Raw genomic sequence first — 12,622 nt, forward strand, 5'->3', positions numbered from 1 at the left:
GTAAAACCGTTAAACGCGCTACCGCAGAAAGCCCGCAGTCATCGGATATACAACCACTTCGCAACCAAGCGTCCCATCCCCGCCAATACCTTTGTAGTCGCTGACGAGTAACGCGAGGCTGCGTCCGGTCGCGTAGCGGCCGTAAAACCATTCAATCTGATACATCAAACCTGCCAAAGTCTTGCGATTCCCAGCCGCTTCGCACCGCAGCGACTGAGCATGAGCGCAACATCTGCCACGCTGGCGAGCAGAAGATTGCAGGTCTATCGAGACAAAGGCTCAAGTGACTTCTTCTGGATCATTCCCCCAGCATCAGCCCAGTTCTGCGGCAGATTGATAAAGTCCACCAACTCGCGCAGACGCCCCTGATTGCGGCCGCTGAAAGCAAAACTCAAACGCGTAAGGTGTTCAAACGCGGGTTCGTCATCCAACTGTTGATGAAAGCTATCGCTTAAGCAGATATCGGCAAATTCGTGCTGTATATGTTTCAGCGCTAGCGCACTGACGGGGCGTTTCATGCGTATCGCAAAAATCTTGTTCAGCCAGCGTGTGGAGTGGAAGTTGTTGTAAAACTGATCGATCTGCGCCACGGCTTCTTCGGCGCTGTGGACGAGGCGCATTAACTTCAAGTCGTTAGGCAGGATGTAATGATTGGCTTGCAGCTGCGCTTGAATGAAGTCCAGTGCGCTTTGCCAAAATGTCCCGCCCGGTATGTCGAGCAACACCACAGGCACCAATGGCGTTTTGCCGGTTTGTATCAGCGTCAGCACCTCCAGCACTTCATCCAGCGTGCCGAATCCGCCAGGGCACATCACCAGTCCGGCCGCTTCCTTGATGAAAAACAGTTTGCGCGTAAAGAAGAAGTGGAACGCCAGCAGGTGTGAGCTGCCCAGGATGGTCGGGTTGGCACGCTGTTCAAACGGCAGGGTGATATTGAAGCCCAGGCTGTGTTCAAGACCGGCCCCCTCATGGGCCGCGGCCATGATGCCTGCACCGCCGCCGGTGATCACCATCATGTCGGCTCTGGCCAGTGCCGCGCCTACTTCGCGGGCCAATGCATACAGCGGGTCTTCCATTGGGGTACGTGCCGAGCCAAACACGGTGATTTTGCGCCGTGACTTGAATTGCTCCAGCACGCGAAAGCTTTGCTCCAGCTCACGTATGGCTTGCAGGGTAATTTTGGCGTTCCAGCGATCAAAGTCGTCGTGCGCCATACGCAATACCGTCAGCATCATTTCGCGGTAAAGCGGTCGGTTTTTGCTGTCGGGGGCAATCAACTCAAGTTGGGCATCGACGTGCTGCGCAAGGTCGAGGCTCAAGTGTTCGAAATCGAGAGGCAGGTTCGCATGGGTTTGATCAGGCATGTAGATCTCCTTCAGCACAACATCCTTTGGGGCGCAGTAAAGCATGACAGCGCGCAGACACAGCGTGTCAGAAGTAATGGCCTGATGATGGTCTTGTGCTGTCGAACCTGGCAACCGCTAATTGCCTGAAATCCATGAAAATAGGCGGGAGGAGGGGGGAGAAGGTGAGATAGAAAACTGCGTACGCCGCAACGAATTACGGCGTGCATGCACTTCGAAAGGGTTTATTTTTTTGGCCGACAGTTATCAGCGACAATGTCTTGGCTGAGAATCGTGATGTTGTTTTGGTCATCTTTGATGTCCAGTCGCACAATTGCGCCTTTGGCGAGCAATGTACGAAAATTATTATTGCTACACACACCTCGGCCGAGGCTCGACGCAGCGGCCTCTTTATCTTTGAGTATGTTTAAAGCCAGTGCCTGTGGAGCGACCAGGTGATTGGTCAGTACCCGGCCTTCAGCGCTAAAACCGTTATCGGTAAGGCCTGATTCCATCAGTCTGGGTGTGCCCTGGCTGCTTTTTTCGGCCGTCTCTTTCAGGTCTTTTTCAAGGTTGAATTCGGCAAGAGAGGCCGCTTGTGCGCCCAAAGGCAGTGCCAGCATTAAAGCGACGGTCGGAATGATAGTGCGCAACATGAAACTCTCCTGATTCAGTGACGCAGGCTTTGACCCGCCACATTTCTATGCGTTCAGTGGCGCGGGAGTATAGGTCAGCCTGCGGTTACAGGAAATGCCTGAAGTCACGGGTTGGCACGCCACAAGGCGGCCTCTGATAGACTGCGCGCCTTTCTCCAGCCAATCTGCCCAGCGCTAACCCGAGGCGTGCGGGCGATCTGCATCTCAAAGTAAACACCATGACCCTGATGACCTTTTCCCCGAATGCTGTCGCCCGTTTACGAGACGAGCGAGAAGAGGAAAGCACAAAACCCTATTTGTCCCGTGGCTCGCGAGCGCCGCGTTGCCCTACGTGCCGCGTGATTGCCAGCCATTGTTTGTGCCGCTGGCGCCCGCAGGTCAGTACGCGCGCCGGGGTGTGCCTGATCATGACCAAAAAAGAAGTGTTCAAGCCGAGCAATACTGGCTGGTTGATTGCTGACGTGGTGAGCGACAACTTTGCCTTTATCTGGTCGCGCACTGAAACCGATCCGGCATTGCTTGAGTTGCTCGCCGACCCGCAGTGGCAACCTTATCTGGTATTTCCGGGCGAGTACGTGGAGCCTGGGCGCGTCACCCATACAGTTCAGGCCGAGAGCGGAAAACGCCCTCTGTTCATTCTGCTTGATGCCACGTGGACCGAAGCCCGCAAGATTTTCCGCAAAAGCCCGCATTTTGATCGTTTTCCGATCCTGAGCCTGCTGCCTGAAAAACTCTCACGCTATCGCCTGCGCCGCTCCACCCGCAGTGAGCATCTATGCACTGCCGAGGTCGCCAGCCTGTGCCTGGACCTTGCAGGTGATACCCAGACGTCCACCGCGCTGGATGCGTACTTCGATGTGTTCAGTCAGCACTATCTGGATGCCCGAAATCAGTTGCCGATGAACGAAAGCAGCGCCGCGCACCATGAGCTGGGTGTTTTTTGTAAAAGACCTTCGCCAGAATCGCTCTCAATAGACTAAAGAAGTAGCGCTACAATTTTGCGCGTTCACAACGTGTGTCAAAGCGTCGCATCCTGACCGGTGCGTTTGACGTCGGAATAAGTTGAACGTTGTGGTCAGGTTTGTCCTTGACCACCCACAGTTCGCTGGGCATGCTTGGCGCCGATTCGGGCGCTGTTGCTGTTCAAACGCTTATTTTTCACGACGTTTAGCCTAAGCACGCCCTTTGACGCACAGTCTTTCAACTGCTGCTCAAGTTGCCTTAGCGAGTGCTGGAATTCATCAGGGCTCGCCTGAAACGGGATCATTTTAAAAATGGCCAAATACGAAATCCTGATTGCCGACGACCACCCATTGTTCCGCAGTGCATTGCTTCAGGCGGTGACGTTGGGGCTGGGACCTGATGTTCGTCTGGTAGAAGTTGCCAGTATTGCCGAGCTTGAAAAGCAACTGGCAATCAAGGCGGATTGGGATCTGGTACTGCTCGACTTGAACATGCCGGGCGCTTACGGGTTTTCCGGGCTGGTATTGCTGCGTGGGCAATACCCGCAAATTCCGGTGGTGATGGTGTCTGCCCAGGAAGAAGCCTCGGTCATGGTCCGCTCTCGCGAGTTCGGCGCCAGCGGGTTTATTCCCAAGTCCAGCTCTATGGCAGAAATTCAAAAAGCAGTACGTGCCGTACTGGATGGCGATGTGTCGTGGCCGCCTCAGGCGTTCGAAGAGGTGCAGGTGTCTGCCGAAGCCAAAGCCGCCAGCGAAGGCTTGGCCAGCTTGACGCCGCAGCAGTTCCGGGTGCTGACGATGGTCTGTGAAGGGTTGCTGAACAAGCAGATTGCTTATGAGTTGAGCGTGTCGGAAGCCACGATCAAGGCGCACGTTACCGCGATATTTCGCAAGCTGGGTGTACGCACCCGCACGCAGGCGGCGTTGCTCCTGCAACAACTCGAGTCAATTTCGAACCATTAAATTGCCAGGCTTCACGCTTTTTTGACGAAGCGTGAACTAGCGTTCTTTTCTCATTTTTTGCTCAGTTGCCTATCTATGTCGCCTTTTAAAGGGAAAACCGGGTTTAAACGGATTTTGAATGCAGGCGGATACTCGCTGGATGGGCTGCGCGCAGCCTTTACGGGCGAAGCCGCTTTTCGCCAGTTGGTGCTGCTTAATGTGGTGCTGATCCCCCTGACGTTTTTCTTGAATGTCAGCCGGGTTGAGCGCGCGTTGTTGATCGCTGTATGCCTGCTGGCATTGATCGTTGAGTTGCTCAACTCGGCCATTGAAGCGGCGATTGACCGGATCTCCCTCGATCTGCACCCCTTGTCCAAGAACGCCAAAGACATGGGCAGCGCCGCTCAGTTTGTGGTGCTCACCCTGATTGCCGTGGTGTGGGCTGTCATCCTGCTTTAAGCGATGCTGGGCAGTACGATCTCGTCGCTGCGCTGAACCCCGGCGGTGAAGGCGCGGCACAGGTCCAAAAACTCGCGCATGGCAGAGGTTTGGTACTTTTTCTTGTGCCAGATGAAGTAAAACTGCCGCGCAAGATCCAGCTCCGGCGTTTCAACCGCCACTAGGCTGCCGCGTCTGAAGGCATCGCGCAGTGCCAGGCGAGAGATACACCCAATGCCCAGGCCAGACTCCACCGCGCGCTTGATCGCCTCGGTGTGTTCCAGCTCCAGGCGAATGTTGAGCGCACTCTGATGATGGCGCATGGCCTGGTCGAAGGTCAGCCGTGTGCCCGAACCCTGTTCACGCAAAATCCACGCTTCACGAGTCAGCTCTTGCAGTGTGGCGCTCCCCTTGGCGGCCAGCGGATGCTGCGGTGCGCAAAACACCACCAATTCATCCTCGACCCAGCTCTGAACTTCGATGTCCGGGTGGCTACAGTCGCCCTCAATTAGACCCAGATCAATTTCATAATGGGTCACTTGTTGCACGATGTGCGCTGTGTTTTGAACAACCAGTTTCACTTGGCTTTCGGGGTGAGCTTGCATAAAGCTGCCGATGAGCAAAGTGGCCAGGTAATTGCCGATGGTCAGGGTTGCCCCCACCGTCAGCGAGCCAAACCCGGACTTACCGTTGAGCAGGTCTTCGATTTCTTTGGCCTGGTCGAGCAGGGCGACAGCTTGTGGCAATAGTTGGCGGCCGAGCGCGTTGAGGCTTAAACGCTTGCCGGCGCGATCAAAGAGTTGGCAACTGGTTTGGCGTTCCAGTTCGGTAATTGAGGTACTGGCGGCCGATTGTGAAAGGGCCAACAAGCCAGCAGCGCGTGACACGCTCTCTTGTTGGGCGACGGTGACGAACACTTGAAGTTGTCTGAGAGTAAATCGCATATCGATATAACCGATAACCCTTATCTTAATAATTCAGTTAACAGATATTGTCGTCGCCATTAGAATGCTATGCAATCGCGCCCATAGTCAGCGCAGGCGAAATTAGGAGCCCCGTACATGAGCAACATGAACCACGAACGTGTCCTCAGTGTTCATCACTGGAACGACACCCTGTTCAGCTTCAAGTGCACCCGCGACCCGGGCCTGCGCTTTGAGAACGGTCAGTTCGTGATGATCGGCCTGCAACAACCCAACGGCCGTCCGCTTATGCGTGCCTACTCGATCGCCAGCCCGAACTGGGAAGAGCATCTGGAGTTCTTCAGCATCAAGGTGCCAGACGGCCCGCTGACGTCCCAGTTGCAGCACTTGAAGGAAGGCGACGAGATCATCATCAGCAAAAAACCTACGGGTACGCTGGTGCTGGACGACTTGAAGCCGGGCAAGCATTTGTACTTGCTCAGCACCGGTACAGGCTTGGCGCCGTTTATGAGCGTCATCCAGGACCCGGAAACCTACGAGCGTTTCGAAAAAGTGATCCTGTGCCACGGTGTGCGTTACGTCAACGAAGTCGCTTACCGCGAATTCATCACCGAGCATTTGCCGCAGAACGAGTTCTTCGGTGAAGCGCTGCGTGAAAAGTTGATCTACTACCCCACCGTAACCCGCGAGCCGTTTGAAAATCAGGGGCGCCTGACCGACCTGATGCGCAGTGGCAAACTGTTCAGCGACATCGGCTTGCCGCCGATCAATGCGCAAGATGACCGTGCCATGCTGTGCGGTAGCCCAAGCATGCTGGACGAAACCAGCGAAGTTCTGAACAGCTTTGGCCTGACCGTTTCGCCGCGTATGCGCGAGCCGGGTGATTACCTGATCGAGCGCGCTTTCGTAGAAAAGTAAGTGTCTTTCAACAAAAAGCCCGCGGTGTCTGACGACAGCGCGGGCTTTTTGTTGACCGGGTTTTAGGCCGCTGTGATGACTTCCAGCACTCGGATCATGCCCGGCTCGGGGTAGTGCCAGCGCACATCCAGGTCCCAAAACTGAGCACCGTACTCTCGTTCTGCTGTAGGCGTCTGGTAGGCCGGACGTGGGTCTTGCGCCAAACACTGTTCAATCAGGGCCACGAGCGGCTCTTGAAGGCGCAGGGCGTGGGCATGCGCCTGTTGCAGCGCGTTCTCGGCCCAAACCACCGGGATCAGCACAGGGGCTGCGCTGGCCATGTCGTTACTGGCGCCAGGGATTATGTCGGCGTAAGGCACATAGGGCTTGATGTCCAGAATCGGCGTACCGTCGAGCAGGTCGATACCCGAGATGTGCAGCCGGCCTGCTTCAACGCGATCCAGCTTGACGACAGACTGGCCGATGCCATTTGGACGATGAGTGGCACGGGTCGCAAATACGCCCATCGACGTGTTGCCCCCAAGGCGCGGCGGTCGCACTTTTAATCGTGGTGTGTCCTCCAGGGCTTGATGGAACACAAAGAGCAACCAGACATGGCTGACCTGCTCAAGCCCTTGCACCGCATCGCCCTGATTGAACGGCGCGACCAGCTCCAGCACACCACGGGCGGCGGGGGCCAATTGCGGCTGACGCGGAATGGCGAACTTCTCCTTGAAACAGGAGCGCACAAAACCGATGGGGGAAACGCTGTAGCTCATGAAGGGACCCTGTAGTCGCGGCCGCAGGCTGCGATGGGCTGCGGTTGCGGCCCATGAAATAGGTGTTGCATCAGATCTTCAGATCTTTTCGCGGCCTGTGCCAGTGACGACTACGGCAGCACTCAGGCGGGCCGGACGCGCAGGGTCAGGCCTTTGAGGAAGTTGCGCAGCAACTGGTCGCCGCAGGTGCGGTAGTTGGTGTGACCAAACTTGCGGAACAGGGCGCTCAGCTCAGGCTTGGACACCGGGAACTCGGCGGCTTTAAGAATCGCGTGCATGTCGTCTTCTTTCAGCTCGAAGGCCACGCGCAGTTTTTTCAGGATGATGTTGTTGGTCACTGGCGTTTCAATCGGTTGCGCAGGACGGCTTTCGTCTTTGCCGCGCTTGAAGATCACCAGGCCATCCAGGAAATGCGCCATCACCACGTCCGGGCAGAAGACATAACCTTCTTCATCTTCTTTTTTCAGGTAGTTCAAGAGGTCTTCCTTGGACACTTCAAAGCCGCCCAGTTTGATGATGTCGACCATCTTGTTGTCGCTGATGTCGAGCATGTAGCGCACGCTGCGCAGTACGTCGTTATGAATCATGGTGGGTAATCCTGATATTCAGCAGAGAGCACCGCAGGCGTGCTGCGGTGTCGATATGTTCGGGGTGAAGCCGTGTTTAGAACTTTTCTTTGGTCGTCATGTAGCGCCATTGGCCTACAGGCAGCTTGCCCATCGACACGCCGCCGATACGAATACGGCGGGTGGAAATAACCGTCAGGCCCACGGCCTGGCAAAACAGTGCAATAACCCCCGGCTGCGGGTTTTTCATCGCAAAGCGCAGGCGGTTTTCACTCTGCCAACTGGCTTTGACGGCAGGCAGCTCACGGCCTTTGTACGTCATGCCGTGATTGAGCCGATTGAGGCCGTGAGGCGCCATCTCGCCAGACACTTCAACCACGTATTCCTGTTCAATCTTGTTGGCGTCAGCGGTCAGCTTGCGCACGATCTTCCAGTCCTGGGTGAACACCAGTAAGCCGCTGGCGCCTGCTTGCAGTTCATTGCCAACGCTCAAGCGCAGGAAGTGACCTTTTAGCGGGCGTTTGCCGTAACGGTGCTCTTCACTCAGGGTGTCCGGGCCGATCAACGCCATGGCGCTGTCAGTGTCCAGCCCGGCGGGGGCATTCAGCAAGATGGTCACCGGCTCGGGGGCGGTGGCCTTGGCTTCAGGGTCCAGCTCGACTTTTTGGTTGTCGACCTTGAATTGTGGTTCGTCGATGACTTCGCCATCTACCGTGACCCAGCCACCTTCAATGAACAGTTCGGCCTCACGGCGCGAGCAGCCGACGAGTTCGATGAGGCGTTTGGAGAGACGTATCGGTTCAGACATGACAAGGGCCGTAATGTAATTGGGCGGCTATTGTACCCGCCTCGCGTCGGTTAAGCCCGGCTACATTTGCCTTGGGCCGGTGTTGTGCGTTTATAACGCAGGTGCAGGAGTGGATAAGGCTCACCCATGCCGTCTGTTTCACTGCGGCCGATGACTTCAAATCCTTGTTTGAAGTAAAAGCCGATGGCTTGCGGGTTCTGCACATTGACATCGAGTTGTACGGCATGGAGGTTGTCGATGGCATGCCTGAGCAGTGTTTTACCTACGCCACGCCCTCGGTACTCAGGGTCAATGAACAGCATTTCAACTTTGTCGGCATGGATCCCGGCAAACCCCACGATGCGGCCGGTGAGCGGGTCTTTACAGCAAATCAGCTTCACCGCCTTAAGGTAGGCGTGCGCCACTAGTTCGCGCAGTTCTTGGATATAACGGTCAGGTAAAAAGTCATGGCTTGCCCGCACGGAGCCTTCCCAAACCTGGCACAGCTCTGTGAAATCGTCCTGTTGTGGTGTTTCTACCACCCATACCCGGCCCATTACGCCTTTCTCCTGACGCCCGTCGTTAAACCATGAGGTTAACCATAGCCGTAAAAAAAGCCCTGGCGCGAGTGCGGCAGGGCTTTTTCAGAGCGTGCGGCGATTTAGATCACTTCAGCCCACAGGTCATACTCGTCGGCGTCGGTCACGCGACACATGATCTTGTCACCCGGCTTGATGTCTTTGTCGGTGGCGATAAACACGTTGCCGTCGATTTCCGGTGCGTCAAAGAAGCAACGGCCTACAGCGCCTTGCTCGTCCACTTCATCGATCAGGACTTCGATGTCCTTGCCGATTTTCATTTGCAGACGTGCCGCACTGATGGCTTGCTGGTGCGCCATAAAGCGATCCCAACGGTCCTGCTTGATGTCATCGGGCACGATGTCCAGATCCAGATCGTTGGCCGGTGCGCCTTCTACGGGCGAATACTGGAAGCAACCCACGCGATCCAGTTGCGCTTCGCTCAGCCAGTCCAGCAGGTACTGGAAGTCTTCTTCGGTTTCGCCGGGGAAGCCGACGATGAAGGTCGAGCGGATGATCAGGTCCGGGCAGATGACGCGCCAGTTCTTGATCCGCGCCAGGGTCTTGTCTTCAAACGCCGGGCGTTTCATCGACTTGAGCACTTTAGGGCTGGCGTGCTGGAACGGGATGTCCAGGTACGGCAGGATTTTGCCGGCGGCCATCAACGGGATCAGCTCATCAACGTGCGGGTACGGGTAAACGTAGTGCAGGCGCACCCATACACCCAGCGAGCTCAAGGCTTCGCACAGTTCAGTCATACGGGTTTTGACGGGGGCGCCGTTCCAGAAACCGGTACGGTATTTCACGTCAACGCCATAGGCACTGGTGTCTTGGGAAATCACCAGCAGCTCTTTAACCCCGGACTTGACCAGACGCTGCGCTTCGTCAAGCACGTCGCCGACCGGGCGGCTGACCAGCTTGCCGCGCATCGAAGGGATGATGCAAAAGCTGCAACTGTGGTTACAGCCTTCGGAGATTTTAAGGTACGCGTAATGGCGCGGGGTCAGCTTGATGCCTTGAGGCGGCACGAGGTCGATCAGCGGGTTGTGGTCCTGACGCGGTGGCACCACTTGGTGAACGGCGTTGACCACTTGCTCGTACTGCTGCGGGCCGGTGACGGCGAGCACGCTTGGATGAACGTTGCGGATATTGCCTTCTTCGACGCCCATGCAGCCAGTCACGATGACTTTGCCGTTTTCCTTGATGGCTTCGCCGATGACTTCCAGCGATTCAGCTTTGGCGCTGTCGATGAAGCCGCAGGTGTTAACCACCACGACGTCAGCGTCCTGATAGGTGGAGACGACATCGTAGCCTTCCATACGCAGCTGCGTGAGGATGCGCTCGGAGTCGACCAACGCTTTTGGGCAACCCAGGGAGACAAAACCAACCTTGGGGTTGGCAGGCTTGGTAACGGTGGACATGGCGAACCTCGGTATGTAGTGACGTTACATGCCCGTAAAGGCTGCACGACGAACGGGCGCTTGATGCGCCTCTAATGAAAAAAAGTGCGTGATTTTAGCTATGGTCAACGCACTTGACCAGCGTTATGCGGGGATTTACGACGAGTGCTGCGCTATGCTGCGCGCCGTCACGAAAGTAGGGTTTCTAACCTATGAATTTTCGTAGATAACAGTCAGACAATCAGCGCATGCTGCCGAGCAAACGTAGCGCTCGCCATTAAGAACAGCGGTCTAGAGTTGTAGGAGTGGTTGATGGGGCAGGCAAGTAGTCAGGCGGCAGACGGCGGGCATTCGAAAGCCAAGCCGATTGGGATGCTGGTTGCGGCGGTCGGGGTGGTTTACGGCGACATTGGTACCAGCCCGTTGTACACCCTCAAAGAGGTGTTTTCCGGCGGTTATGGGGTACAGGTCAACCACGACGGTGTGTTCGGCATTTTGGCGCTGATTCTGTGGTCGCTGATTTGGGTCGTGTCGATCAAATACGTACTGTTCATCTTGCGCGCCGATAACCAGGGCGAAGGCGGCATTATGGCCTTGACCGCGCTGGCTCGCCGAGCCGCTTCGCCTTATCCCAAATTGCGTTCGGTGCTGGTGATTCTGGGGTTGATCGGCGCATCGTTGTTTTACGGTGACAGCATGATCACCCCGGCGATCTCGGTTCTATCCGCGGTTGAAGGGCTTGAGCTGGCGTTTGATGGCCTGGACCACTGGGTAGTGCCCCTCGCGTTGGTGGTGCTGGTGCTGCTGTTTCTGATTCAGCGCCACGGGACTGCCAGCATTGGCAAGCTGTTTGGCCCGGTGATGGTGGTGTGGTTTCTGGTATTGGGCGGGCTGGGCATTCACGGGATAACCCAGCACCCTGAAGTCCTCAACGCACTGAACCCTGTTTGGGGCGTGCGTTTTTTTGTGTCACACCCTGGCATGGGCGTGGCCATTTTGGGCGCGGTGGTCCTGGCCTTGACCGGGGCCGAGGCGTTGTACGCCGACATGGGGCACTTTGGTCGCAAGCCGATTGCACGGGCGTGGTTCATTTTGGTGTTGCCTGCGCTGGCGCTTAACTACTTTGGACAAGGCGCATTGCTGCTCGAAAACCCGGGCGCTGCGCGTAACCCGTTCTATCTTCTGGCCCCCAGTTGGGCGCTGATCCCGTTGGTGGTGCTGTCGACGCTGGCCACGGTGATTGCATCGCAAGCGGTAATTTCCGGGGCGTTTTCCTTGACCCGCCAGGCGATCCAGTTGGGTTACATCCCGCGTATGCACATCCAGCACACTTCCAGCGCCGAACAGGGCCAAATCTACATCGGCGCCGTGAACTGGTCGTTGATGGTGGGGGTGATTTTGCTGGTGTTGGGCTTTGAGTCCTCGGGCGCGCTGGCATCGGCTTACGGCGTGGCGGTGACCGGCACCATGCTGATCACCAGTATTTTGGTGTCGGCGGTGATGTTGTTGCTGTGGAAGTGGCCACCGATTTTAACGATGCCTATTTTGGTCGGCTTTCTGCTGGTGGATGGCCTGTTTTTTGCGGCCAACGTGCCGAAAATCGTGCAGGGCGGAGCGTTTCCGGTGTTGGCGGGTATTGTGCTGTTTGTACTGATGACCACTTGGCGTCGCGGTAAACAGTTGTTGGTTGATCGTCTCGACGAGAGCGCCTTGCCACTGCCGCTGTTTATTAGCAGCATTCGCGTGCAACCGCCGCACCGTGTGCAGGGCACCGCTGTGTTTTTGACTGCCCGCCCGGACGCTGTACCCCACGCGCTATTGCATAACCTGCTGCATAACCAAGTCCTGCATGAGCAAGTGGTGCTGCTGACGGTGGTCAACGAAGACTCGCCACGGGTGCCCGCTGAGCGACGCTTTGAGGTGGATGCTTACGGTGATGGCTTCTATCGGGTGATTCTGCATTTTGGTTTTATGGATGAGCCGGATGTACCGCAAGCGTTGAAGCTGTGCCATCTGGACGAGCTGGACTTCAGTCCGATGCGCACGACCTATTTCCTCAGTCGCGAGACGGTGATCCCTTCAAAACTGGTGGGCATGGCGCGTTGGCGCGAAGGGCTGTTTGCTTTCATGCTCAAAAACGCCAACGGCAACCTGCGCTTCTTCAAGCTGCCGGTAAACCGGGTGATCGAGCTGGGAACCCAGGTCGAGATGTAGCCTGATAAAAAAGCCCGGCCTTGTGAGAGGTCGGGCTTTTTGTTGCGCCATGGGTTGACGTGCTCAAGGCCTGTAGCCGATGACGCGCCATGCGAGGCTGCGTGCAGTTGCGCAGCCGTCGTAAACTCACCCGTCAT

The 12,622-nt window shown here is 56.5% G+C and carries 13 protein-coding genes; 5 read left to right on the top strand and 8 right to left on the bottom strand.

Going from position 1 to position 12,622, the window contains the following annotated elements:
- Nucleotides 1-263 precede the first annotated feature (263 nt).
- Together ACP7A4_RS02960 and ACP7A4_RS02965 are read right to left on the bottom strand one after the other, a co-directional pair.
- Nucleotides 264-1,364 carry a TIGR00730 family Rossman fold protein gene (locus tag ACP7A4_RS02960; RefSeq protein ID WP_059761476.1) on the bottom strand — a complete coding sequence of 367 codons (1,101 nt, stop codon included), beginning with the start codon at nt 1,362-1,364 and terminating at the stop codon, nt 264-266.
- Nucleotides 1,365-1,588: 224 nt separating this feature from the next.
- The gene (locus ACP7A4_RS02965; protein ID WP_426245458.1) at nt 1,589-1,999 is read right to left on the bottom strand and encodes a PA3611 family quorum-sensing-regulated virulence factor; all 411 of its coding nucleotides are present in this window, start codon (nt 1,997-1,999) and stop codon (nt 1,589-1,591) included.
- A 227-nt stretch (nt 2,000-2,226) separates the two neighbouring features.
- Between ACP7A4_RS02965 and ACP7A4_RS02970 the strand changes: the two genes are divergently transcribed.
- The 3 genes from ACP7A4_RS02970 to ACP7A4_RS02980 all read left to right on the top strand — a co-directional run bounded on the left by ACP7A4_RS02970 (nt 2,227) and on the right by ACP7A4_RS02980 (nt 4,362).
- On the top strand, nt 2,227-2,979 hold the full coding sequence (locus tag ACP7A4_RS02970) for a tRNA-uridine aminocarboxypropyltransferase (RefSeq protein ID WP_059761485.1): 753 nt from the start codon (nt 2,227-2,229) through the stop codon (nt 2,977-2,979).
- A 294-nt stretch (nt 2,980-3,273) separates the two neighbouring features.
- Nucleotides 3,274-3,924, top strand: coding sequence for a response regulator transcription factor ErdR (erdR, locus tag ACP7A4_RS02975; RefSeq protein ID WP_426245460.1), 651 nt, complete (start codon nt 3,274-3,276; stop codon nt 3,922-3,924).
- A gap of 75 nt (nt 3,925-3,999) precedes the next feature.
- Complete coding sequence (locus ACP7A4_RS02980; protein WP_048362753.1) at nt 4,000-4,362, top strand: diacylglycerol kinase; 363 nt, start codon at nt 4,000-4,002, stop codon at nt 4,360-4,362.
- On the opposite strand, the gene ACP7A4_RS02985 is transcribed toward ACP7A4_RS02980, so the two are convergent.
- Nucleotides 4,359-5,285 carry a LysR family transcriptional regulator gene (locus ACP7A4_RS02985; protein ID WP_048362754.1) on the bottom strand — a complete coding sequence of 309 codons (927 nt, stop codon included), beginning with the start codon at nt 5,283-5,285 and terminating at the stop codon, nt 4,359-4,361. The two genes, ACP7A4_RS02980 and ACP7A4_RS02985, sit on opposite strands and share 4 nt — an antisense overlap.
- A gap of 117 nt (nt 5,286-5,402) precedes the next feature.
- On the opposite strand from ACP7A4_RS02985, the gene fpr reads away from it, so the two are divergent.
- The gene (fpr, locus tag ACP7A4_RS02990; RefSeq protein ID WP_048362755.1) at nt 5,403-6,182 is read left to right on the top strand and encodes a ferredoxin-NADP reductase; all 780 of its coding nucleotides are present in this window, start codon (nt 5,403-5,405) and stop codon (nt 6,180-6,182) included.
- A gap of 62 nt (nt 6,183-6,244) precedes the next feature.
- Here fpr and tsaA read toward each other — a convergent pair whose 3' ends face one another.
- The 5 genes from tsaA to rimO all read right to left on the bottom strand — a co-directional run bounded on the left by tsaA (nt 6,245) and on the right by rimO (nt 10,292).
- Nucleotides 6,245-6,940, bottom strand: a complete 696-nt coding sequence (gene tsaA / locus ACP7A4_RS02995; protein WP_426245463.1) for a tRNA (N6-threonylcarbamoyladenosine(37)-N6)-methyltransferase TrmO — start codon at nt 6,938-6,940, stop codon at nt 6,245-6,247.
- 122 nt (nt 6,941-7,062) lie between these two features.
- Nucleotides 7,063-7,527 (bottom strand): DUF1456 family protein, encoded by a 465-nt coding sequence (locus ACP7A4_RS03000; RefSeq protein WP_048362757.1) that lies wholly within the window; start codon nt 7,525-7,527, stop codon nt 7,063-7,065.
- A 76-nt stretch (nt 7,528-7,603) separates the two neighbouring features.
- Nucleotides 7,604-8,314, bottom strand: a complete 711-nt coding sequence (locus tag ACP7A4_RS03005; protein ID WP_048362758.1) for an rRNA pseudouridine synthase — start codon at nt 8,312-8,314, stop codon at nt 7,604-7,606.
- A 50-nt stretch (nt 8,315-8,364) separates the two neighbouring features.
- Nucleotides 8,365-8,850, bottom strand: a complete 486-nt coding sequence (locus tag ACP7A4_RS03010; RefSeq protein ID WP_426245465.1) for a GNAT family N-acetyltransferase — start codon at nt 8,848-8,850, stop codon at nt 8,365-8,367.
- Nucleotides 8,851-8,954: 104 nt separating this feature from the next.
- Nucleotides 8,955-10,292 carry a 30S ribosomal protein S12 methylthiotransferase RimO gene (rimO, locus tag ACP7A4_RS03015; protein ID WP_048401048.1) on the bottom strand — a complete coding sequence of 446 codons (1,338 nt, stop codon included), beginning with the start codon at nt 10,290-10,292 and terminating at the stop codon, nt 8,955-8,957.
- Nucleotides 10,293-10,583: 291 nt separating this feature from the next.
- Between rimO and ACP7A4_RS03020 the strand changes: the two genes are divergently transcribed.
- On the top strand, nt 10,584-12,485 hold the full coding sequence (locus tag ACP7A4_RS03020) for a potassium transporter Kup (protein ID WP_426245468.1): 1,902 nt from the start codon (nt 10,584-10,586) through the stop codon (nt 12,483-12,485).
- Nucleotides 12,486-12,622 lie beyond the last annotated feature (137 nt).

This window comes from Pseudomonas sp. TWR3-1-1, from assembly GCF_049896545.1.
GTDB lineage: Bacteria > Pseudomonadota > Gammaproteobacteria > Pseudomonadales > Pseudomonadaceae > Aquipseudomonas > Aquipseudomonas weihenstephanensis.